Origin of the sequence: Chryseobacterium sp. 2TAF14, from assembly GCF_052115105.1 — a bacterium.
GTDB lineage: Bacteria > Bacteroidota > Bacteroidia > Flavobacteriales > Weeksellaceae > Chryseobacterium.
Genome location: NZ_JBFRGA010000026.1, coordinates 18,354 through 40,581, shown reverse-complemented (window position 1 = coordinate 40,581; position 22,228 = coordinate 18,354). Strand labels below are relative to the sequence as shown.

Here is a 22,228-nt window from a genome sequence, read left to right as displayed (position 1 = left end):
TCATAATGCCCCGGATGACATGCACATGGTGTATAATAAATATAGGTTTCCCAGTGGCATTGGGTGGTGGTTTTAGAAAAAATTTGTCCGGAATAAGCTCCCGATGCAAGTTCGGTGGTTTGCACTTTTTCTTGAAGATTTACAAAGTCTCCGTTGATAAGCGCTTGTTTTTCTTGAGCGGTGAGGTTGTAAGATACTAAAAGTTCCCTATAGCTTCCGTCTGATAAAGGGCTTAAGACAAGGTTTTCAACAGGAGTATTTTCAGGAGCATTTTCCCTGTCAATACGAAAGGTATAGGTATAAAAATCGGGCCCGTTTTCTATATAGATTACATTATCGGTATCGATAGAAACGCCGTTTCCGTAATTAACAACCTTACCTTGAGCATTAGTTTTAGAAATTGTCTTAATCTTCGCTTCAGCCTTATCAAGCTCAGTAACAAGCTTTTCTTTGTGCTTCGCTTCGTTTAAAGATATTCTTCTTGAGGTAAGCTGAAATTTCGAGCTGTTGCTGTAAGTGGTTTCCTGCTCGGGAAGATGGTCTGTTCTGCAGGAGTAGATCGTAATGGCGACCATAAGAATCAGGCAAAGCCTGAGCAATAGATTTTTTTTCATACAATTTGTTTTTGTTGGTTAAATATAAAACTTTTTCATGAATCACAAAAAAGTGATGATCTTTTTTCAAAACTAAAAGATATTGACCTGTTGCGCAACAACCGGAAGTTATAAAACCAACAACCTTTGGTTGTCATTTTAAAAAGAATTACTTTAGCGGTAAAATCTTACATTTTATGAGCTTAGAAACAAAACTTCGCAGGCTTAGAGAGCAAAAAGGATGGTCTCAGATGGATGTTGCCCATCAGCTGGATATATCACAGTCTGCCTACAACAAGTGGGAAGCTGGGCAGGCAAAGCCTACCTTACCACACCTTCAGAAACTGGCTGAGATCTTTGAAGTTGATTTCATAGATTTAGTACAAGCACAGATTCCTAATTTAGAATTGTCAAACAATAAATTTGAAAACTCCCCTTGTTTTGTTATTGATGCGACTAATAATACTATACATTACGATTCTCCCGAATTGATTAATAAAATCCTCGAAAACCAGCAGCAAATGGCAAAGCTTATGGAGAGCCAGAGCAAGCTGATAGAAACTCTGCTAAAGAAGGCTTAAGTAGTACACCAACGGTCAGTAGATGCTTATCTAAATATAAACGCCCTTTACAAAAGGGTTTCCATCCTCTTTACCAAATACCGATACCCCCTTCATGAAGGGGGTATCGGTACTTATAAAACGGTGTCTTGGGACTTCCGAAATAGCTGCAGATACTTAGCCTACAGGCTCCTGACCGTTACCGGAAGTGTTGTTGGCAGTAGAAGAACCGTCAGAAGGTAATGAGGGTACAAAAAACTGCTTCATATCGTCATAGATCACGTTGGTTCCCGGTACGTTTTCTCCCGACAAAAACTTAACGTTCCTGTAAAAGGTGATCGCATTGTGGTAGTTATCGTGATCCAGCAGAACTTTGGTATCAGAAAGCTGCTCTGTAATTGAGCTTAGTCTTTGCAGCCTGCTTTCTACCTGTTGCCTTGCGGTGTAGTCACTGTCAAACTCAGCTTTATTGACAAAGCCGGGTACATGCTGCGGGTACTGTTCCATATAGCCTTTTGCTTTGTTTACAAAAAGCTTGTTCTGCTCTGCAATTCTTCCGTACTGCTGCCTCTGCTCGGGAGTAAGGTTGATTGTTTTGCCGCTAAGAACCGCTTCAATGGTCTGGATTGCCTGATCGATCGTCGTAAGATCATTTTCGGAAAAGGTAAGGCTGATTAAATTGTCGAATGCCATAATAAGTTTTTTTGTATTAGTTTATAACACTAAAGTAATAAATATTTCAATTGTTTTATTTTTTATACTTAAAAATTTCGTTTAAGGTAATAAGAGCTTGAAATAAGATTTATATATAAACTTTTCTGAATATCCGCTATTTGTAATATTTCATTAATTGTCATTCTGAACGAAACGAAGTGAAGTGAAGAATCCCTTTGTATATAAGAGATTCCTCCTTTCGTTGGAATGACAAACTTGCAAAAAATTTCTAATTATGGAGCGTTGCAGATATTCAATTAAACTTTAAAATATAAAACAAGTTAAGCTAAACGCTATCTTTGTAAAAACCATCAATTCATTATGTTTAAATCTATTTTAACCAGTTTTTTTATTTTATTTTCAGTGTTGAGTTTTTCGCAGACGTACGAAATTCAATATGAAAGTTCGTACAACGGGAAAGTTCAGCCCAATCAGAATCAGACGATTGTTTGGGTAAATGAGAATGAAAATTTTATTTTAAATACAAAAATCAAAGAACAGAAAAGTGATTACCCTTTTGAAATCAGCAAAATTGAAAAACCTTCAAACACGATTGTTTCTTATGCTTTTTTAAAACCGAATGAAGCGATTTCTACCTCAGACAAAGAATCGATTGCAAAACAGGAATTTGAATTAACAGCCCAAACTAAAAAGATTTTAGGCTACAATTGTAAAAAAGCAGTTACAAAAATCAATTCAAACACGATTGAAGTTTGGTACACCAATGATTTAAAACTAAAAGGCGGACCATCAAGTTTAGGTCAAAATTTAGGATTGGTTTTGCAGGTTGAACGAAACGGTAATTCAGCAACAACCGCTGTTTCATTAAAGAAAATTAAAGCAACAGGAATCGACAAGATCATCAACAAAACCATTCCTGCGACAGATTTACTGAGCTACAGAGATTTGCTTTGGAAAAGCAGATTCACCACATTAAAAGTTTTTGAAAATGAAATCATTAATTTCTCAGACCAGTCTAAATCTGATGAAAAAATAAAAAGGTTTGCCAACGGAACCATTATTTTAAAGAAAATAAAATTCCCTAAAATTGCTCAGGGCGATAACGTTTTTGTGGAACTCAAACAACAGTCAAATGGTGATGCTTACGACAGAACCGGAACCGTTTTTTTCATTCCTGAAGAAAAATCACAAACATTCTTTGATGGTTTAGAAAAAGGAGCAAAAACACTTCCTCTCTACGACAATGGCAACGGAAAACAATATTACGGAGTCGTTTCCACTCAAAATTATCAGCCGGCTGTAGAGCTGATGAGATTTTTTACCGCTTTCGGGATCAATAAATTTAATCATATTGAATTAAAAGATAAAACCTGGCAAACGGTAAGTCCGTTTCGTCAGGATATTACAGAATTAAAGCCTTCACTTTCTGAAAAAGAGCTTTGGATAGGAACTTTCATCGGAAATTATGACAAAGGTGGTCACAAAGTAAGCTTAGACATTACCATTCACAACAGCGAACAAATTGTTAATAAAAACAATAAGGTCATTCCGCTTTTCAACACGACAAATATTATGGAAATGGCGGGACAGGATTATGCAACGATGTTTAATAATGACAAAGGTCTTTTTGTGGAATTTAATTTAGAAAAGGATTTGAAAAACGCACAATTAAGATACACCACAACCGGACACGGAGGCTGGGAAAACGGTGACGAATTTATTCCTAAAGCCAACTCTATTTATTTAGACGGAAAGGTGGCGTTTTCATTTACACCATGGAGAACCGAATGCGGATCTTACCGGTTATTTAATCCTGCATCAGGAAATTTTCCAGACGGACTTTCTTCATCAGATCTGAGCAGATCAAACTGGTGTCCCGGAACAGTAACCAACCCCAACTTTATTTCTTTAGGCGATTTAAAAGCAGGAAAACATACGATTCAGGTCAAAATTCCGCAGGGTGAGCCGGAAGGAACCAGCTTCAGCGCGTGGAATATTTCAGGAGTTTTATTAGGAAACGAGTAAAAACAAAACCTCCTTGCAATATTATTACAAGGAGGTAAAAACACAAATGATGAAAAAAAATTATTTCGAGCAACAAAGGTGAGAAAAAAATTGAAAATAACCAAAAAAAAATTAAAAAAATTACTATTCGATACCTCATAATGAATTATAGCATTTTTGTAGTGAAAAAAATTCTCATAATCAGTAAATTTTAATAACGCTTATGTAAATTTTTAACTAAAATTAAATTTATAGTTAATTATTTTCTCTATTTTAAAGTTTTAATTGTAATTAATAAACTGTATATATAGTTTTGTTTCAAATAAAAAATAAAATGTGCGGAATCGTTTGTTTATTTGACGCAAAACAGTCAACCGAAATACTAAGACCTCAGGTTCTTGAAATGTCTAAGAAAATCCGTCATCGGGGACCCGATTGGAGCGGCGTTTTTCAAAGTGAAAAAGTTGTTTTCTCACATGAAAGACTGGCTATTGTAGACCCGGCTTCGGGGAAACAGCCCCTGTTTTCAAAAGACGGAAAAATTGTACTTGCCGTAAATGGCGAAATTTACAATCACAGAGAGTTAAAAAAAGAATTTCCCGATTATGAATTTCAAACCGAATCTGACTGTGAAGTCATTCTTGCTCTTTACCAGAAATACGGAAAAGATTTTATCGAAAAACTCAACGGCATCTTTGCTTTTGCATTATACGATATTGAAAGCAATACTTATCTCATCGCAAGAGATCACATGGGAATCTGCCCGCTTTATCAGGGTTGGGACAAAGAAGGAAATTATTATGTTGCCTCAGAACTGAAAGCTTTGGAAGGAATCTGTAAGAAAATTGAAACTTTTTTACCGGGACACTATTTATATAATATTGAAGGGCAAGAACTTCAGCAATGGTATAAAAGAGACTGGGAAAACTTTGAAGCCTTCTACGCCGATGTATCTTTTAGCCAGAGTCATAAAATCAATGGGTATCAAAATGGTGCTTTCGGGAGAAGGTTCTGATGAATTGTTTGGCGGATATTTATACTTCCATAAAGCTCCAAATGCAAAAGAGTTTCATGATGAAACGGTACGAAAGTTAGGAAAACTGCATTTATATGATTGCTTAAGAGCCAATAAAGCTTTGATGAGTTGGGGAATTGAAGGAAGAGTTCCGTTTTTGGATAAAGAGTTTATGGATATTGCGATGAATGTAAATCCGGAAGATAAAATGATCCGCAAAGAAGAAGGGAAAATTGAAAAATGGGTTCTAAGAAAAGCGTTCGAAGACCTTTTGCCCGAATCTATTGCATGGAGACAGAAAGAACAATTTTCAGACGGCGTTGGTTATTCGTGGATCGATACTTTAAAAGATATCGCTGAAAAATATGTTACCAATGAAATGATGGCTAATGCTAAATTCAGATTTCCTCTAAATACGCCGCAAAACAAAGAAGAATATCGTTACAGAACAATTTTTGAGGAACATTTCCCAAGTGAAACTGCGGCAGCAACAGTTCCATCGGTTCCTTCAGTTGCATGCTCCACTCCTATTGCATTAGAATGGGATGAAGCTTTCAAAAAAATGAACGACCCAAGCGGAAGAGCCGTGAAAGTGCACGAAACTTCTTATGAGAAATAATGTGATGCGAGTTTTAGAGTTTTACGGATAACTTTTTACTTTAAAAAAGATTATACCTGAAAAAACATAAAGATTTTAACTTTATAGAACTATATTTTAAGCCTAAAACCTATCACCTAAAAAAATAAGTTTATCAATCCTGTATCCGTACAGGATTTTTTGTTGAATAAAATCAATAATATTCTGATAATTTAACTAACAATTAAACTTATTATCTAATAAATAATTATATTTGAAAAATAAAAAAAATCTCTGTTGTAAAATGAAAAGAAACATAACCATTTTTTTTGCTTTACTATGTACAAGCTTAGCTTTCGGACAAGGTAAATACGGAAAATTTCTAAATTCTAAAAAACTTGCGCTTACTTATAAAAATGTAAAACCTGTAGACAAAGACGATTATTATCAACAATATTACTGGCTGGTAAAAGCTGAACAGCTTAAAACCTACCCTCACCTTGCTGATATAAAACCGGTGGTGCTTTACAATTTTGTGAAAAAAGTAAACCCTCAAAATCCTACAAAAAAACTGGATGACAGAGGAAAAGAATTGAGAAGAACAGCAGAATTATCTTTAGATCAATATTTTAAAAACAAAAATTTCCAGAACAATTCAGTGTTGCTTCACAATCTGGAAACGTATGTAGACCCTTCACAAGGGGAATATTTCACCAAAGTTGATGCTGAAAGAATCAAGCAATTGGTTCCTAAAGAATTTTTCGGTTTTGCTTCTTTAAACAGAAAAACCGGAGAAGAAACCAATTATTACCTTTGGGTTGATAAGAAAAATGACAAATTTAAAATTGTTGACATCATTCCGAATGAGAAAGACAACGCTAAATTTTATGCTTCCGTAAAGCAATATCTTCCGAAGTATAAATTTGAAAGAAAATATATGCCTACAGTAAAAAAAGGAACTAAGGCTGACAAAACAGACAAAGATTTCTTCTACATTATGCCTTTTGAGCAAAATAAAGATAATATCGAATATAAAACAGACGATTTCGAAACATTCGTACTAAGCCAGGTAAAAAGAGAAGGCGAAGCATGGATCGGAGTAGAAAAGCCGAGAAAATAAGTTAAAGTCTTAAAAAATAGAAGCCCTGAAAGTTTATTCAGGGCTTTTTTATTTTACGAAATTAATTGAATTATTAACACAGATAAAAATAAAATTGGAAAAGAGATTTTTGAATTAAAATAATATAGTCTTTAAGCGAAAATAGTAATTAAAAGTTTTCTTATTTTCGTGTAAACAATAAATTATGGAAAAGAATATTGAACTATACGAAAGTTTCTTTCAGGAAAGAAAAGACTATTATCTTGAAAAGTTAAGATTACTTGAAAGCAATAAAAAATTCACCATCAATTATGCTGCTTTAATTTTTGGTATTCTATGGTTCTTTTACCGAAAAATGTATTTAGAAATTTTAATTATTTACTCTTTCATTGCTTTAGAGACTTTATTCGAAAAATATTTTCTATCTATGATTATCGGTGAAGAGAGTATGATAATTTTTAGCATTGCTTTTTCAATATCCCTATTAATATTCGTCGGATTTACCGGTAACTATCTTTATCTAAAAAAAGCTAAAAGAACAATTACCAAAGCAGAAAAAAAATATATTAACCTGGAAATGCAAAAACAATATGTTACCAAAAAAGGAGGCACAAGTTTTATTTTTATTTGGATTATAATTGTTTTAGGAGCTCTCTACGCTGCTTTAAAATAAGGTTACTGATTCGCCATCGTCACATAAATAATCCTTCCGCCTTCTTCATTGGAAAGCAATATTTTTTTGCCTTCAGATAATTCTACCATTGAATTAGGCGGAATTTCTTTTTGCTCTGTTAAATCCTTCATACTCGTCAAAGTTTGATTGACCAAAACCCATTTATCCTGATAAAAAGTAAAATATCCGACCGGTTTTTTATCTTCTGCGGTCAGACTTTCATTGCGGATTACTTTTCTCGAAACATGCCATTTGAAAAGATATTGATTATGATAAACCATTAATCGGTGGTTTTCTGGTTTCCAAACCTCATCATCATATTTAAAATACAGATCCAAAACCGGCAAAGTTCCTTTGTGAGAAGTTCCACAAAACGGACATTTCGGAGTTTGGGTATTATCGAAAACATACCATTTTTCACTGCATTCAGGATTGTGGCAAGGCTGAATTAAATCGACCGTTTTCAGTAAAGCCGTTTCCCATTCATTTGCCAAAGGTCTTTTTATTGGATCATGAAGTCCGTCAATAAAAGCTTTTCTAAACAATTCAGACAAGTAAGGTCCGGTAATAGTGTATGGAATTTTATTTGGGTCGCCCCAGAATGTGTCCCATTTTTTCAGATATTCCACCCTTACTTTATTGCTTGAATCTGTAGGATGTTCCACAAAAAGGGCTTTTTCGCCCATCGAAATGATTTCGTCTTTTTCAGAATCGAGATCCCAGATTTTTCCGCCTCTCAAAGGATGACGACGGAGAAGATACATATAAATAAGCACCGCCAAAGCATGAAGATCAGTTTTTTGATTCGGAAGCTGTCTTCCCGGATCATGCAGGTGCAAATGTTTTGTTTTTAAAACTTCGGGAGCGATAAAATCTGCCGTTCCAATTACTTCTGGCGGAAATAATTTCGGAACAACCAATCCGTCAATATCAATAATACAGGCCGATTTTGTCACCGGATCCACCAGAATATTATTATACGAAAGGTCTGAATGCGCCAAACCCATTTGATGCAGTTTTTTGATTCCTCGGGTAATATTGATGGCAATCTGAAAATAACTCAGCCAATCCCCCAATTCTGATTTGTCTAAACGAAGCGGATAATGCTGATTTCTGAACATCGGAGCCGTAAACCACTTCCCCACTTTATCTCCACCTGCAATATTATCCGAGCCAAAATATCCTTTGGCAAAAAAGAATTTCTGATGATAAACCGGAACTACAATTCCCGTTAAATTATTTTTCTGAACAATATCATAAGGCCACCTGAAAACCTCATCGAGATAATATCCAGAAGCATTTCCGTTCTGAATATTTACAAGATAAGTAGAAACAATTCTTTTGATTCTTTCTTTTTGTTCGTTTTCCAAAGGTGTTCTGTAAAAAGCCACCACATATTTTCTGTCCGGCGAAAAATAAACATCTTTCACTCCGCCTTTTACAGGGTTTTCAACTACATATTCATATGATTTTGCAGCGTCTAAAATTGAGGAAACGGAGGTTGTTTTTTTCATGAAAATTTATTATTTAACATTTTGGCGATACAAAACTTTACCTATTTGATTTTGAAATATTATAAAAATTAAACCCAACAAGACTTTAACTGATTCTGTAATAATTTCAAAATTTAATCCATTCGTATTAAAATTATCCTCGAAATATTCTCTCATTTTATTCATCTTGAAAACAAGAAATAATTTATTAATAAGAGTTGGTATTGATTCAAACAACATCAAAATTCCAATAGATAATATTGCAATTTGAAGTAAGCTTTCTGGGTTTAATTTATCAAAACTAATCGTTACTTCTAAAAAACTTTTAGGTTTTAGTTTATTAATAATAATATCCGGATTGATAATCAATAAATAAAATACAGCTGTGATTAATAATAAAACCACTACAAGATAAATCCAAGTCTGCATTATTCCGTTATCTGAATCAAAAGGCAAAAAGTCTCCGGAACTACTTAAATAGGTAATTGCAATTTGCGCCGGAAAAAATGTAAATGATAAATTGATAACTGAGTAAAGACCAAAAATTCTAAAAATAATTCTTAATAAATCTTTTATTTTCATAGTTTCTTAATCGAGAATTAATAAATCACCGCCAAAGTTCTGTCATCATGATTTCCTTTGCTCCAGAAATCCATCCATGAAAGCAATTGTTCATCAATTTTTTCGTCATTTTGAAAATCAACTTTTAACTCATCATCATTTTTACCTTCTAAATCTTCGAAAAAAGTTTTCCAGCTTTCGATATCTTCTAATTTGTTTTCAGTTATAAATTTCGGATCGTAAATTCCGTCGGTCATTAACACCAATTTAGAAAAATTTTTTGCCAAAGTAATTCTGAAACGGGAAGAAATCGAATCATCAAAAATTTCATTCATCGTGATAAAACGGGTTCCGCCACCAAATTCGCCGACATCCATTGTGTTTAGCAATTTCACTTCAGAAAAATCTTCATTAATCAAATTAATTGGACAATCGCCCACTCCAAAACTCAGAATCACATATCCAAAATCAAACTTTTTAAGCAAAGCAAAAATTAAGGTAGAATGCAAATCTTTTAAAGTTACAAAATGTTCTTCTGCTTTATCTTTTATGGTTTTAAAAGTATCAGAAACTCCTTCGTAAAGAATTTTTATAATGTTTTGTTTCGCTTCAGATTGACCATTTTCAAGATTAAAAATTTCATTAAGATGAATATCAAGTTCGGTTAAAACTTCTGCATTTTTAAAATAATCGTTGATTGATTGCATTGCCAATTCGGAACCATATCTTGCCAATTGCGCAGAACCGGCTCCATCGGAAACCGAAACAATATTCCAGGAATTAGGCAAATCATTTACCGCAAAATCATCATCTCTGAATTTTCCTTCGTGCGCATGAGAACGACCTCTTTTGGAAGCAACAACAATTTTTTTATCTGAAAAATTGCCCTTAAACATTGCTTCATCTGCTTTATGAAAAGGTACATCTTTATCAGATGGAATATTTTTCCACAAATCTTTCGGATCGGCGTTGACGAAAAGCTGGGCTTTTTTAAATTCAACATTTCCTTCATCATTTATATGAAAAAACTCGATCTTCAGATCGTAAGTATCGCTTTCAAAAGGAATTCCTTTGATTGTATTTTCTTCAAAGTTTAAACCTGCCAATTCCAATCCGGAAACATTTTTAATTCTGATATTCGGAAACTGCTCCATCGGAAAAATAAATTCATATTTCTTCTTGGAATGCGCATTGGTAATCGGAAAAAATGCATCGGCAAATTCTTCTCTTTCTTTGTAAATCATTGCTTCGTGCATAATTTTATTCTGAGCTTCTATAATCAGCTGTAAACTGTCCTGAATTTCCGTTTGAGTCAGCAATTTTGAAACAACTTTATCCAATATTTTACGATCATGAATATCGTGATTTTTCAAAATTTGCCTGATTGTATTTTCCATTAGCCTAAAGTTCGGTTGATGTCAAAACCTTCGCTGCTGAATCCGTAATAATCTGAAGTTCCACACCAAGGACATTCATTGTAGCCTTCACCTTTCAAACAGTGAATTCCTCCACACGAACAGGTTGCTAAAGCAATCGGATTGGCACAATGCGGACACGAGGGACTTCCATGAAGTTCTTCCACAGAAATTTTCTGACTGCTTTTCTGCGCCGAAGAAAGCCGGTAATAAGATGCGTCGTCTATTCGGTACGTTCCTTCCAGCCGGTAATATCTTGTCTGCATTCCTGCAATTCCTGAATCGGTAAATGCTTTTTTATACTTAATTAAATACGATTTTTTTGAGTCTGAACATTTTCCGTTGAGCACTACAAAATTATTATCGGGAAATCTTTGTTGCGCTTCGGGATCAACTTTTTCTAAAATACTATGATCGATTTTAGACAAATTGATTCCGTCTTTGTTTGATTCCGTCACGCTCTGGCTCGTTGTTTTAATAGAATCTGTCACCCATTTGAAAAATTCTTTGTAAGAATTTTCTGAATGATTATTAAACAGCAAAACGTTATCTGAAAGCGAACCCAATAATTTATGATTGGTATTATCCCCAATGGAAATGGCGATTGTATTTGATTTTCCGTGATAATTTTTGTTCCATTTTTCGATGGCAATTTGCGCATCATCGGTCGGAACTCCGTCTGTAAAAAGAAAAACAAGCGGTTTCCAATCGCCTTTTCTGTCGTAAGTGGTTTTTACAATATCTTTATCGATACAATCCATTACTTTAAAAAGGCCTTTTGCTAAAGAAGTTCCGCTTCCGACAGGAATTTTTGGTGGATAAAACGAAATAATATCCTGTAAAGGTGTAATCACTTCTGCTTCTCCTGCAAAACCAACAACAGAAATCCAGACCGTTTCTAATGAATACGGATCTTTTTTAAGTTCTCTTACGATCGTGGAGATACCTTCCTGGACCTGATCAATCGGCTCGCCAATCATCGATTCGGAAATATCTACCAGAAAATAAATGGGAAGTCTTCTCATTGTTTTTAATTGTGTTTAACCTGAATTATAATTTTGTTTCTCGCTTAATGAAAATAATCTGCGAGAGATTATAATTTTTTTAAATTAAACCATTAAGATTTTAATTAAGCAGTTAAGAATATTAAGCTGAACTTTGTTTTTTTGCAGATTCTTTTTAAAAATCTATTTGATTTTTCTTAATGAAACTTAACTTCTTAAATGACCTTAATGGTTTAATTTCCAATAATTTTTAAATAATAATATTCAGTTCTGAAGGCGGCGGCGGAAGACTGATGCTTTCTCCCGTTCCTTGTGATTTCCCACCCATTGTTATAGATGAGCTTACCCATTTGAAAAATGAAGATAAAGTGGCAGCGTCGGTTGTATCGAGTTTTACAACATTATCGGTCAGTTCTTTCAGGAAACTTTCATCGGCTTTCGGTCCTGCAGCGCATCCGACAATTACCCCGAAGTCCATATTTTTAATAATGGGAATCATCTGCCTATATTTCTGAATATCGGAAGGTTTGCCGTCAGTAAAAATAAACAGAAGCGGTTTCCAGTCGCCTTTTACTTCTGTAGAACCTTTTATTAAATCCACCTGAAGCAGCGCAGAAACCAGTTCCAAAGCTGCTCCTGTATGAGTAGGACCACTATCGGGACAGGTAATTTCCATAGGGTGAAAACTTGCCAGATCAATCATCGGAATAATGTTTTTTACCTCACGGTCAAAAGTGGTTACACTTAAATGCAGTGTATCCATTGCTTGCGGATCAGAGCGAAGTGCGCTGATTAATCCGTTGAAACCGTTGTTCAGCGCCTGAATGGGTTCACCATTCATCGAGCCGGAAGTATCCAGCAGGAAATACGCTAATAATCTTCTGTTCATTTTGTTCAACTTTAAAAATTTCATTAAAACCAATTTCTCTTAAAAGAAATTAATTTTAATGAAACTTATTTATGAATCTATTTTTAACGCAAAGTGCGTAAAGTTTTTTTAAAAATTGCTAAATATTTTTAAGTAAGCGAAGACTTCTACTCAGCAAAGGCCACAACGAAATACGTTAAAAATAAAATAATTTAAACTGATTAGTAAGAATAGTTTTTAAGAATATCTACAAAACTGTCAGTGTGATTCGGCTCGCCTAATGCACGGAATTTCCAGTCGCCATTATGTCTGTAAGCTTCGGCAAAGACCATTGAGCACATCCCGTTCATACTCGCATCACCGGAAAGACTGTATTTTGTAATTTCTTTTCCTCTTGCATCAACTGCACGGATGAAAGCATTGTCAATCATCCCGAAATGCTGATTGTTTTTTCTGCCCATGTAAATTGTTACCAAAAAGACAATTTTCTGATAGCGCTCGTCAAGCTGGTCTAATTTTACAATAATCTGCTCATCATCACCGTCTCCTGCTCCGGTTCTGTTATCGCCGGTCAACCAGATATGTCCGCTTGGATGCTGCATCGAATTGAAATAAATCACATCTCCCTGATAAAGCCCCATTTGTCTGCCGTCGTTGGTCTGAACTGTTCTTCCCAAGTTGGCAACTTTTCCGTTTCCATCTAAAAGAAATGCGATCGCATCCAGATCATATTCTGCTTCTTTATTGAAAATTTTTCCGAAAAAACCTCCCTGTTTACGAACATCCCATCCTAAACCAATGGTTACCTGAGACAGATCATACACACTTTCTCCACGGTCGTTTTTTCTTAAATCTATAGTTTGACCTTTTTGTAAATTAATTGCCATTTTTTGTATTTTTTTTGTTTTGTTAATTTGTTTTAATTGTTTTTTAAACGCAAAGAACGCAAAGATTTTTTTTAATACTAACTGTTTTTAAGTTCGCAAAGGCGTTTCACTCAAAGTTTGGAAGATGCTGCTATTTCAGTATAGTAGTATTAAAATCTTTTTATTTTATGATTTGACCTTTATAATATTTTTCTAAAAAGAAACCAAGATCTGCTCTGTAACCAATACCTGAAGCTTCAAATTTCCAGCTTCCGTTTCTTTTGTAAAGACGACCAAATTCTACACCTGTTTCGATAGAAAAATCTTCATCTAATTCGTATTTTGCAATTTCCTGATGGCTGTTATTATCCACAACTCTGATGTATGAATTTCTTACCATTCCGAAGTTTTGTTTTCTTCTTTCAAAATCTTCAATGGTTACCACAAACAGAATTTCCTCCACTCTTGGATCTACTTTTTCAAGGTCGATAATAATTGCTTCATCATCGTCTCCATCGCTGCTTTTTCCGTCGGGATCGTCTCCTGTATGCTGTAAAGCTCCGTCCGGAGAGTTCAGATTATTATAAAAAACAAAATATTCGTCGCCGACCAGTTTTCTGTTTGAATCAATCATAATTGCTGAAGCATCCAAATCGAATGCATGACCCGTTCCTTCATTCGGGTCCCAACCCAAACCGATTGTCATTTTTGTAAGTCCTAATTCTATTTTTTGCCCTTTCTGTAAATTAATTGCCATAATCTATAAATATAATTTTTCCCTTAAGATAGATTTGATTTTTGAATTAACCAAATTAATGATAAAAAGTTATACAGTTTTAAACTTTTTTTAATATTTGAAAAAATTTTAGACAAAAAAAATCCTGCTTCCAAAAAGAAACAGGATGTTTAGATTTTTTTAAATAAGAAAATTATTCTTCTATATTATTTCTTGCTTTTGCCAGCATCGGAATCGAGATCAATCCCATAATCAGCATAACGAAAATCTGCAACGGAAGCGAGATGAAAGAATACGTAAGTCCCATTTCGCCACCAAACTCGGCACTTTTGCCCATTGCAAGGAATAATGCCATAAAACCGTACTTCATTGCCAAATTAAAGGCTCCAATTCCGCCACTTGCAGGAATTATCATTCCTAAAGTTCCTACAACAATGATGAAAAATCCATCAGCAAACGTAAAATCTGAAGTTTCGGGTAATGCAAAACACACAAGGTATGCTGCAAAATAATAAGAAACCCAGATTCCTATTGTATATATAATGAACTTTCCTTTTTCTTTGAGTTTGAAAATTGAGGTAAGACCTTGTAAAATTCCATCAATAAAGCCAATAATTTTACCAAGAACAGGAACGTTCACAAATTTATTTTTGAAAACAAAAAATAAAACGCCTGCAACAGCCAATCCGCCGATAACTAATAATATTTTGTTTGGATTAACATTTATTCCTGAATTTTTATAAAAAGCTAATATTGCTTCATATTTAAAGATTAAAGTCAATCCTAAAAATCCTAACATACAAATCAAATCAACCACTCTTTCCAGAATAATTGTTCCGAAAGATTTATCGACAGGCACTTTTTCTACACCATACAAAGCAGTTGCCCTTGCTACTTCACCACTTCTCGGGATCGTAAGATTCATCAAATAACCGAAAGACAAAGACCAAAGCGCATTTGAATTTGAAATTTTGTGTCCCATCGGTTCCAACAGCAAATTCCATCGAATTGCTCTGAACCAATAAGCTAAAAGCGCAAATACAGCAGCAAAAGCCACCCAAAGATAATTGGCTTTTGCTAAAGATTTTTGGATCACCTTAAAGTCTAATCCTCTCAACGCTAACCACAAAAAAAAGCCTGCAAAAGCAAGCGAGATTACTATGGTTAAAAAAGATTTTAAATTTTTATTAGATTTTTTCTCCATATTTTAGGTAAGAAGATTCGTTTTTTCGTCCGGGAACACAATTTTAGGCTGAAATTCCTGAGCTTCTTCAGGAGTCATTTGTGCGTAAGCAATAATAATGATAATGTCATCACGCTGTACTTTTCTTGCGGCAGGACCGTTTAGACAAACTTCTCCCGATTTTCTTTTTCCTTTAATCACGTAGGTATCAAAACGCTCTCCGTTGTTGACATTCACGATATAAACCCTTTCTCCCACTACCAAACCTGCAGCTTCGATAAGATCTTCGTCAATGGTAATACTTCCAATATAATTAAGGTCTGAAGCCGTAACTCTTACCCTGTGAATTTTAGATTTGAATACTTCTATTAACATGATGCAAATTTATTAATAATATTTAAGAAAATCATTTTAAAATAAAAATTACAACTGCCATAGATTGAGACGATTATTTTTATTGAAATTAAAATATCTACAATTATATTGCGAACTTAACAAGTATATCATCAAAAAAAGTAATACTTGATACCAGATTAGGAATTTAATAAATTTAAAAACAAATAAAACCAATCATGGAAAGTCAATATACATAAGTAGTTGGCATGATTTTAGTACCTCGAAACGTAGATTTTTCGTAAAAACCTGAATTATCAAATTTTAATTGATTTTAATGAATCATAAAAAAAAACAATAAGTTTTTACAAAAAATTTGCACAATTTGAAAATTGTGTTAAATTTGCTTTTATAACTAACTAACTTTTAATATAAAAAATTATGAACAAGTCTGAATTAATCGACGCAATCGCAAAAGACGCAGGTATTACTAAAGTTGCTGCTAAAGCTGCACTAGAATCATTTATTTCTAACGTAACAACTACGCTAAAATCGAAAGACGGTAAAGTGTCTCTGGTAGGTTTCGGTACTTTTTCGGTATCTGAAAGAGCAGCAAGACAAGGTATTAACCCTGCAACTAAAAAACCAATCAACATCGAAGCTAAAACTGTTGCTAAGTTTAAAGCAGGTGCAGATTTATCTTCTGCTGTTGCAATGGCAAATGCTCCTGCAACTGGTAAAAAGAAAAAATAATCTTCTGATTATAAAAGAGAAAACCTCATCTTATGATGGGGTTTTTTATTTTAATTAAAAATAAACCTCTTAAAACTAAGGAGCTAATCGGGAAATCTTCCAGTCGAAATTGTCTAATGTGTAAATAATCCTGTCGTGCAATCGGTTTGGTCTTCCCTGCCAAAATTCTATTTCGTAAGGTTTTGCGATGTAACCGCCCCAGTTTTCAGGTCTTGGAACTTCTGAGTTTTCATACTCTTTTTCTAAATCTTTCAACCTATTTTCTAAAAACTCTCTATTGGGAATTTCCTGGCTTTGAGGCGAAACGGCAGCACCAAGCTGGCTTCCTTTCGGTCTTGAATGAAAATAACCATCACTCAAATTCGGTGCAATTTTTTCTAAATCTGCTTTAATAATAATCTGTCTTTCCAAGCCCGGCCAAAAAAAATGAAGGCAGGCTTTGTGCGTTTTTTCGATCGCTTTTCCTTTTCTGCTATCATAATTGGTATAAAAAACAAAACCTTCGTAAGTATATTCTTTCAGTAAAACCATTCTCGTTCGCGGRCAACCGTCTTCCTCCACCGTAGAAACCGCCATTGCATTTACCTCATAAACAGTAGGATTTTCGGAAGCATCTAAAAACCAATCCCTGAATTGCTCGATAGGATTCTCTTTAATCTCAGTTTCAATAAGTTGAGATTTTTCGTAGATTTTTCTTTTATCGTGGAGGTTTTCCATAAATAATTTTTATTAAATTTGAGTATGAATTACTCATACAAAGGTAAAATATTAATTTCCACACCCGATATTTCCGGCGATATTTTTTCAAGATCGGTCGTACTGATTATAGACCACACCGAAAACGGAGCTTTTGGTCTGATCCTGAATAAGAAAAACAGCAAAATGAGTAATCGTTTCAAAAATTTTTTCGATTTTGAAATCGAGGTTTATGATGGCGGTCCTGTAGAAAATGATAAAGTTTTTTTTATCATCAAAGGAAAAAAAGTGACCGAGAATTTTACCGAAATTAATGATGAATATTATCTTACAGAAGATATTGAAAGAATTATCAATGCTGTTTTACRAAACGAAATCAGCATTCAGGACGTAAAAATATTTTCAGGATATTCGGGATGGTCGGGATCACAACTCGAAAATGAAGTTTTGCAAAAAGTGTGGACGGTAGTAGATGTTTACAATCTGGATTATACACTTCCTAACGATCAGACTTTATGGAAATCTATCATGCAGAATCTTGGCGGGGAATTTCTTTTATGGGCAAATGYACCGGAAGACATTTCTTTAAACTAACCATTGATTCACATTGAAGCGATTTAAATTTAACAAATTTTAAGATTTTGTTACATAATTTTTAAGATACTTTTTCCGTTATTTGATAACCTAAAACAACGAACTATGAAAGCTGCTAAACATTTGTGTTTACTTTCCGAAGCTTTACCGAAATAAAAATACAGTTTCTGATCTCAATCAGAATAAAACCCGGTAAAGGACTTCGAATGTTGTTTACCGGGTTTGTCAATTTTTAGAAACTTTTTCTCCAACTTTCTACCAGCTCGGTAAAGCGGATATTTTCAAAAGTTTTATTCCTGATTTTCTTTACAGAAAACACTCCCTTCTCGTCTGAAATCAAAAGAATTTCTTCTGCTTTCTGAGATTCAAAAGCAATAATTTCATGCTCCTGAATATCTGCAAGATTATTTTTATGCAAAAAGGTAACAAAGTTCTCAAGCAAAGGCGAAATATACGCTCCTTCTGATTGTTTTGCAACTCTGATAACATTTCCTTCCAGGAAAAGCAGATTTCCGGTTGTAGAACGGGCAATTCGTTTGTTTGGATTTAATAAGATCACATCATCCAAATCATTTTCCTGGGCATAAATTCCGCCATAAATGTTCTCAGGGCAATGAACTCTGATGTTGCTCAAAAGATTATTATTTACATTGATTTCCTTAATTAGATCTAATTCTAAAGGTCTTTGGTGAATAGAAAGAACATCATCCATTTCATCAACTTCAAAATAATAAGAAACCGATGATTTAGACAAAATAATTCCGTCTGAATTTCTGAACACCAGGAAATTGATAATTCCGTTCTGAATTCCCTCTCCTTCAATTACCTGTGTACTAAAAAGATTCTGAAAAAACTCCAGCGTATAAGTAAGAGGAATATTCATTCTCATTTTTCTCATGGATGCCATTAAAAAGAAATAGCATTCTTCATCCATGATCAATTTTGAATTTCTGATAAAAAAAGAAACTTTCACAGCATCTCCCGAAAGAAACGCACGGTTTTTCAATTCAAGTTCTTCAGAGGTAAAATAGGTATTTTCCAAAATTTAAATTCTTTTATAAAAAAATAATGAACGATAAATCGTTCATCAGTTTTGTTCATTTAAAACAGTCCCGCTTAAGGATTAAGCAGCACCTAATTTTATTCTAAGGTTTTCGATAAGATTTTCCCAGTACATTGCGTTTTCTTCCTCATCTCCTTCCTCGCAAAAATCTGTAATATTTAGAGCTAAATCTTCTGTAATATCGTCAATCGTGATGGTCATTTCGATATATAAATTAATTTTTTCATTACGCAAAATTATATTTAAATTTTTATGATTTTTGTCAGAAATATTTTTAATGCTTCAAAAAGAAGTTTAATAAGAATTTTTACAATAAAAGCCTTTTAGAAAGACAGCGATGTACAGCTTGTTTACACCCAATTATTTTCATCTAAAACTTCAAGAATAATCTTGCATCCTTCTGTAATTTCTTCTTTAGAAATTGTAAGTGGCGGAGAAATTCTCAGGTATTCATTTCTGTACAACTGCCAGAAAACGACAAGACCTTTTTCCATACATTTTTTGGCAACATTCAGAGTAAATTCAGGTGTTCCCAGATTTACGGCAAGCATCAAACCTTTACCGTTGATATTTTTGATTTTTGGATGAACCAAAAGCTCTCTGTACAACTTTTCTTTTTCTTCCACTTCATTCATCAAGCCGCTTTCCAAAACTTCTTTCAGCGTGGCGTGAGAAGCTGCCGCAATCAAAGGATTTCCGCCAAATGTTGTAATATGTCCTAATTTCGGAGAATGCGAAAGCGTTTCCATGATTTTTTTGGAACTCATAAAAGCTCCTACCGGAACACCGCCTCCCATTCCTTTTCCCATTACGAGAATATCGGGAACGACACCGAAATGCTCAAAAGAAAACAGCTTTCCTGTTCTTCCGAAACCAGGCTGAATTTCGTCAAGAATCAATAAAGCTCCAACTTCTTCACATCTCTTTTTTAGTTTAATTAAATAATCATTATTTGGAACTAAAAAACCTGCCGCTCCCTGAATGGTTTCAAGGATTACACAAGCTGTTTTTTCAGTGATTTTATCAAAATCATTTTCATTATTAAATTCAATAAAAGAAACCATCGGCAGCAAAGGACGGAATTCTCTTTTGTGAAATTCATTTCCCGAAACACTTAAAGCACCATGTGTATTCCCGTGATAAGAGTTTTTAAAAGAAACAATTTCTTCTCTTCCGGTATATCTTTTTGCGAGTTTTAAACTTCCGTCAATAGCTTCTGCTCCACTGTTTACCAAGTAAGTAATTTCTAAAGGATCAGGAGTTGATTCCGCTAATAATCTGCATAATTCCACGGGTTTTTCCTGAGCGTATTCGCCATAAACCATGACGTGAAGATATTTATCTGCCTGTTCTTTAATTGCATTGACCACTTTAGGATGAGAATGCCCCAAAGTATTTGCAGAAACTCCCGCTACAAAGTCAAGATATTTTTTGCCGTCTTTTCCAAAAATATAGCTTCCTTCTGCTTTTTCTACTTCAAAACCTGCCGCAAACTGCGTCGTCTGAGCCTGATATTTAAAAAAATCGTTTTGCATTTCCATTGTATGAAAAATTTTAGGCAAAGCTAAAAAACATTCATTAAAAGGAGAAATTTAAACTCTAATAATAAAGCTAAACAGAAATAAACTTTGGGAAATATAAAAAAAACAGACGTTTTGAAGATATATACGTTAGTCGGTTTTGATTTATGCGCATGAGTTTGGCAAATGATGCGCATAAATTGGATAAATCATGCGCATCATTTTATAAGTTAATACGTATGAATTAAAAGATGAAGCCTTGTCAAGGTTTTAAACCTTGACAAGGCTCTCCAAATCAAGCAAATATTTATATAGAAAAAAGACCAGCATAAAAACTGGTCTTTCATTTATTATTTTCTTACCCTTTTAGGTTTTTTGGCTTCTTCTTTGGCTCTTTCTTTTTCTGCTGCTTCCTGCACTTTGTTGTAGAGCGCATCGTTGGGTTCGTATTTTATCTCTTCATAATTTGGCGAGTCGACGAGAATATCCTGCCATTTCCGGATCCTGTCTTTGGYATTCCAGTTGAAGTCTTCGAATTTTTTCTGCTGCGGAGAAATCTGGCTCATCGGGTACGTTTTCGCTACTGCACCAATACTGCATGCAATAATCTGCACCTGTCGCTGCTCAAACAAAGCACTGATGATTCCGCATAATGAAACGTTAACCCCAATCCTGYCGTTCTTTTTTGTTTTTTTATTAAATTCGTCAGCATAGGTAATTGCTTCAGCATTTCCGATCACTTTAATTTCTTTGATATCCGGTCCTTCGTAATACACCGTCATCAATTTTCCTTTTACCTGATGAAATTCGTCTAAAAGGTTTAGCGAATCTACTTTAGCAATAGCAAAACCATTCCCAATTACTTTTAAAGAATCGATATTTTCGGTTTCCGTATTGAAGTAAGCTTCTATTTTATCACCGGTTACCTGCTTTTCACCGCTCCACAAAATAGGATTGGTGTACATATGCAAAATGCCGTCTGTTTCGTTGAAAGCGATAGAATCTGCTCTTCCCTGTGCATTAGACTTATAAATCCTTGCTTTTTTAAAAGCCCTCAAATAACTTTTCTTTTTAGTAATATCTGCTGTGTCAGGTTTTTGGTAAGACAACATTTCCTGTAGCTTTCCCAAAACCGGTGAGCTGATTATAGTACATTTCATCGCCGGTAAGAATTTTGTCATTATAATAAATCCTTGAGTTTTTGGTAAGAAAAGACTCTTTGGTATTCATATTATGAGTTCCTTTATCGGTAATAATCCTGTTCTTAGGATTTTTATTGTTAGAAATTACCGTATAACCGTTGATGGTGACAATATTGGTATTCTGATTCTGAACCACATTATCGCCTTCCAAAGTATAATCTTTATCTACAATTTTTACTCTTCCTGTAAGATCAATGGTGCGCGTTGTAAGAAAATAGGTCGCCGATTTTGCATAGGTAGTGCTTTTACCATCGTTGATGGTTCCTCCCGTGTTGTAATAAGCCTGATTTGAAACCCTGTCATAATACATGGTTTCAGTTTTAATGATCGTTCCTTTCGGATCGGTTAGGACAACGTTTTTTCTGGCAACTCCTTTTTGGGTATTTCCGTCATACTCCATTTCCGACGAAGTAATGATCGACCCGTCAGAATTAGCAAGTTTTGTGTTACCAATAGCCTTTACAAAATTTTCCTTATCGTACATTACCACTTCATCAGCAGAAAGCACAGAACCCTGATGTTCTATCTGAACATTCCCTTTGAAATAACGATTGCCGTCATATTTAGCAGGATCCAGAATAATTTCATCGGCATGAATAATCTTTATCTTGTTGCCGGGTTGATTTTTCTGGGGCTGATTTTTTACAGGATTTTGTAAATAAGGGTCTCGCTGCGCAGGTTTCGGTGTAACCTGAGCTAATGTAAACGATGAAATTAATAAGAAGAGAAAAAGAACCCGTCTCAT

23 protein-coding genes and 1 pseudogene are annotated in these 22,228 nt (G+C 34.4%); 7 read left to right on the top strand and 17 right to left on the bottom strand.

All coding sequences use genetic code 11. The features are described from left to right. Window positions 1–614, bottom strand: a 614-nt coding sequence (locus tag AB4Y90_RS05075; protein ID WP_441556369.1) for a hypothetical protein, incomplete at its 3' end; no start/stop codon positions are given. Window positions 615–790: 176 nt separating this feature from the next. On the opposite strand from AB4Y90_RS05075, the gene AB4Y90_RS05070 reads away from it, so the two are divergent. Then, complete coding sequence (locus AB4Y90_RS05070) at window positions 791–1,174, top strand: helix-turn-helix domain-containing protein (protein ID WP_441556368.1); 384 nt, start codon at window positions 791–793, stop codon at window positions 1,172–1,174. Window positions 1,175–1,330: 156 nt separating this feature from the next. On the opposite strand, the gene AB4Y90_RS05065 is transcribed toward AB4Y90_RS05070, so the two are convergent. Then, entirely contained in the window at window positions 1,331–1,846 is a 516-nt protein-coding gene (locus AB4Y90_RS05065) for a hypothetical protein (protein ID WP_441556367.1), read from the bottom strand. 342 nt (window positions 1,847–2,188) lie between these two features. On the opposite strand from AB4Y90_RS05065, the gene AB4Y90_RS05060 reads away from it, so the two are divergent. The 4 genes and pseudogenes from AB4Y90_RS05060 (at window position 2,189) to AB4Y90_RS05045 (ending at window position 7,196) form a co-directional block, all read left to right on the top strand. Next, the gene (locus AB4Y90_RS05060) at window positions 2,189–3,853 is read left to right on the top strand and encodes a GLPGLI family protein (protein WP_441556366.1); all 1,665 of its coding nucleotides are present in this window, start codon (window positions 2,189–2,191) and stop codon (window positions 3,851–3,853) included. A 313-nt stretch (window positions 3,854–4,166) separates the two neighbouring features. Continuing rightward, window positions 4,167–5,466: pseudogene (locus AB4Y90_RS05055) on the top strand (asparagine synthetase B). Between the two features lie 262 nt (window positions 5,467–5,728). After that, complete coding sequence (locus AB4Y90_RS05050) at window positions 5,729–6,544, top strand: hypothetical protein (RefSeq protein ID WP_441556365.1); 816 nt, start codon at window positions 5,729–5,731, stop codon at window positions 6,542–6,544. A gap of 184 nt (window positions 6,545–6,728) precedes the next feature. Beyond that, window positions 6,729–7,196, top strand: a complete 468-nt coding sequence (locus AB4Y90_RS05045) for a DUF2628 domain-containing protein (protein ID WP_441556364.1) — start codon at window positions 6,729–6,731, stop codon at window positions 7,194–7,196. A gap of 2 nt (window positions 7,197–7,198) precedes the next feature. On the opposite strand, the gene AB4Y90_RS05040 is transcribed toward AB4Y90_RS05045, so the two are convergent. The 9 genes from AB4Y90_RS05040 to panD all read right to left on the bottom strand — a co-directional run bounded on the left by AB4Y90_RS05040 (window position 7,199) and on the right by panD (window position 15,697). Further along, window positions 7,199–8,710 carry a helix-hairpin-helix domain-containing protein gene (locus tag AB4Y90_RS05040; RefSeq protein WP_441556363.1) on the bottom strand — a complete coding sequence of 504 codons (1,512 nt, stop codon included), beginning with the start codon at window positions 8,708–8,710 and terminating at the stop codon, window positions 7,199–7,201. Between the two features lie 9 nt (window positions 8,711–8,719). Beyond that, window positions 8,720–9,271 (bottom strand): hypothetical protein, encoded by a 552-nt coding sequence (locus tag AB4Y90_RS05035; protein WP_441556362.1) that lies wholly within the window; start codon window positions 9,269–9,271, stop codon window positions 8,720–8,722. A gap of 17 nt (window positions 9,272–9,288) precedes the next feature. Continuing rightward, window positions 9,289–10,647, bottom strand: coding sequence for a PP2C family serine/threonine-protein phosphatase (locus AB4Y90_RS05030; RefSeq protein ID WP_441556361.1), 1,359 nt, complete (start codon window positions 10,645–10,647; stop codon window positions 9,289–9,291). Then, window positions 10,647–11,690, bottom strand: a complete 1,044-nt coding sequence (locus AB4Y90_RS05025; RefSeq protein WP_441556360.1) for a TerY-C metal binding domain-containing protein — start codon at window positions 11,688–11,690, stop codon at window positions 10,647–10,649. Before AB4Y90_RS05025 ends, AB4Y90_RS05030 begins: the two co-directional genes overlap by 1 nt. A 229-nt stretch (window positions 11,691–11,919) precedes the next feature. Continuing rightward, window positions 11,920–12,558: a vWA domain-containing protein gene (locus AB4Y90_RS05020; protein WP_441556359.1), complete on the bottom strand. Its 639-nt coding sequence runs from the start codon at window positions 12,556–12,558 to the stop codon at window positions 11,920–11,922. A gap of 200 nt (window positions 12,559–12,758) precedes the next feature. Then, window positions 12,759–13,424 carry a TerD family protein gene (locus AB4Y90_RS05015; RefSeq protein WP_441556358.1) on the bottom strand — a complete coding sequence of 222 codons (666 nt, stop codon included), beginning with the start codon at window positions 13,422–13,424 and terminating at the stop codon, window positions 12,759–12,761. Window positions 13,425–13,584: 160 nt separating this feature from the next. Next, window positions 13,585–14,160: a TerD family protein gene (locus AB4Y90_RS05010; RefSeq protein WP_441556357.1), complete on the bottom strand. Its 576-nt coding sequence runs from the start codon at window positions 14,158–14,160 to the stop codon at window positions 13,585–13,587. A 172-nt stretch (window positions 14,161–14,332) separates the two neighbouring features. Next, on the bottom strand, window positions 14,333–15,343 hold the full coding sequence (locus AB4Y90_RS05005; protein WP_441556356.1) for a lysylphosphatidylglycerol synthase transmembrane domain-containing protein: 1,011 nt from the start codon (window positions 15,341–15,343) through the stop codon (window positions 14,333–14,335). A 3-nt stretch (window positions 15,344–15,346) separates the two neighbouring features. Continuing rightward, window positions 15,347–15,697 carry an aspartate 1-decarboxylase gene (gene panD / locus AB4Y90_RS05000; protein WP_066679682.1) on the bottom strand — a complete coding sequence of 117 codons (351 nt, stop codon included), beginning with the start codon at window positions 15,695–15,697 and terminating at the stop codon, window positions 15,347–15,349. A 399-nt stretch (window positions 15,698–16,096) separates the two neighbouring features. Between panD and AB4Y90_RS04995 the strand changes: the two genes are divergently transcribed. Continuing rightward, window positions 16,097–16,408 carry an HU family DNA-binding protein gene (locus tag AB4Y90_RS04995; RefSeq protein ID WP_441556355.1) on the top strand — a complete coding sequence of 104 codons (312 nt, stop codon included), beginning with the start codon at window positions 16,097–16,099 and terminating at the stop codon, window positions 16,406–16,408. A 75-nt stretch (window positions 16,409–16,483) separates the two neighbouring features. On the opposite strand, the gene pdxH is transcribed toward AB4Y90_RS04995, so the two are convergent. Further along, window positions 16,484–17,125 (bottom strand): pyridoxamine 5'-phosphate oxidase, encoded by a 642-nt coding sequence (gene pdxH, locus AB4Y90_RS04990; protein WP_441556354.1) that lies wholly within the window; start codon window positions 17,123–17,125, stop codon window positions 16,484–16,486. A gap of 24 nt (window positions 17,126–17,149) precedes the next feature. Between pdxH and AB4Y90_RS04985 the strand changes: the two genes are divergently transcribed. After that, window positions 17,150–17,698 (top strand): YqgE/AlgH family protein, encoded by a 549-nt coding sequence (locus AB4Y90_RS04985; protein ID WP_441556353.1) that lies wholly within the window; start codon window positions 17,150–17,152, stop codon window positions 17,696–17,698. A 232-nt stretch (window positions 17,699–17,930) separates the two neighbouring features. Here AB4Y90_RS04985 and AB4Y90_RS04980 read toward each other — a convergent pair whose 3' ends face one another. From AB4Y90_RS04980 to AB4Y90_RS04960, 5 genes are all read right to left on the bottom strand, one after another. After that, entirely contained in the window at window positions 17,931–18,740 is an 810-nt protein-coding gene (locus tag AB4Y90_RS04980) for an aminotransferase class IV (protein ID WP_441556352.1), read from the bottom strand. Window positions 18,741–18,821: 81 nt separating this feature from the next. Next, window positions 18,822–19,031 carry an START-like domain-containing protein gene (locus AB4Y90_RS04975; RefSeq protein ID WP_441556371.1) on the bottom strand — a complete coding sequence of 70 codons (210 nt, stop codon included), beginning with the start codon at window positions 19,029–19,031 and terminating at the stop codon, window positions 18,822–18,824. Between the two features lie 80 nt (window positions 19,032–19,111). Further along, on the bottom strand, window positions 19,112–20,296 hold the full coding sequence (locus tag AB4Y90_RS04970) for an aspartate aminotransferase family protein (protein WP_441556370.1): 1,185 nt from the start codon (window positions 20,294–20,296) through the stop codon (window positions 19,112–19,114). 335 nt (window positions 20,297–20,631) lie between these two features. Continuing rightward, window positions 20,632–21,441, bottom strand: coding sequence for an LptA/OstA family protein (locus AB4Y90_RS04965; protein WP_441556351.1), 810 nt, complete (start codon window positions 21,439–21,441; stop codon window positions 20,632–20,634). Beyond that, a complete protein-coding gene (locus AB4Y90_RS04960) occupies window positions 21,371–22,228 on the bottom strand; it encodes an OstA-like protein (protein ID WP_441556350.1) in 858 nt (285 codons plus the stop codon). The genes AB4Y90_RS04965 and AB4Y90_RS04960 overlap by 71 nt, the downstream gene beginning before the upstream one ends.

Coding starts and splice junctions, on each gene's coding strand:
- AB4Y90_RS05070 (WP_441556368.1), top strand. CDS start 791: ATGAGCTTAGAAACAAAACTTCGCAGGCTTAGAGAGCAAAAAGGATGG.
- AB4Y90_RS05065 (WP_441556367.1), bottom strand. CDS start 1,846: ATGGCATTCGACAATTTAATCAGCCTTACCTTTTCCGAAAATGATCTT.
- AB4Y90_RS05060 (WP_441556366.1), top strand. CDS start 2,189: ATGTTTAAATCTATTTTAACCAGTTTTTTTATTTTATTTTCAGTGTTG.
- AB4Y90_RS05050 (WP_441556365.1), top strand. CDS start 5,729: ATGAAAAGAAACATAACCATTTTTTTTGCTTTACTATGTACAAGCTTA.
- AB4Y90_RS05045 (WP_441556364.1), top strand. CDS start 6,729: ATGGAAAAGAATATTGAACTATACGAAAGTTTCTTTCAGGAAAGAAAA.
- AB4Y90_RS05040 (WP_441556363.1), bottom strand. CDS start 8,710: ATGAAAAAAACAACCTCCGTTTCCTCAATTTTAGACGCTGCAAAATCA.
- AB4Y90_RS05035 (WP_441556362.1), bottom strand. CDS start 9,271: ATGAAAATAAAAGATTTATTAAGAATTATTTTTAGAATTTTTGGTCTT.
- AB4Y90_RS05030 (WP_441556361.1), bottom strand. CDS start 10,647: ATGGAAAATACAATCAGGCAAATTTTGAAAAATCACGATATTCATGAT.
- AB4Y90_RS05025 (WP_441556360.1), bottom strand. CDS start 11,690: ATGAGAAGACTTCCCATTTATTTTCTGGTAGATATTTCCGAATCGATG.
- AB4Y90_RS05020 (WP_441556359.1), bottom strand. CDS start 12,558: ATGAACAGAAGATTATTAGCGTATTTCCTGCTGGATACTTCCGGCTCG.
- AB4Y90_RS05015 (WP_441556358.1), bottom strand. CDS start 13,424: ATGGCAATTAATTTACAAAAAGGTCAAACTATAGATTTAAGAAAAAAC.
- AB4Y90_RS05010 (WP_441556357.1), bottom strand. CDS start 14,160: ATGGCAATTAATTTACAGAAAGGGCAAAAAATAGAATTAGGACTTACA.
- AB4Y90_RS05005 (WP_441556356.1), bottom strand. CDS start 15,343: ATGGAGAAAAAATCTAATAAAAATTTAAAATCTTTTTTAACCATAGTA.
- panD (WP_066679682.1), bottom strand. CDS start 15,697: ATGTTAATAGAAGTATTCAAATCTAAAATTCACAGGGTAAGAGTTACG.
- AB4Y90_RS04995 (WP_441556355.1), top strand. CDS start 16,097: ATGAACAAGTCTGAATTAATCGACGCAATCGCAAAAGACGCAGGTATT.
- AB4Y90_RS04970 (WP_441556370.1), bottom strand. CDS start 20,296: ATGCAAAACGATTTTTTTAAATATCAGGCTCAGACGACGCAGTTTGCG.
- AB4Y90_RS04960 (WP_441556350.1), bottom strand. CDS start 22,228: ATGAGACGGGTTCTTTTTCTCTTCTTATTAATTTCATCGTTTACATTA.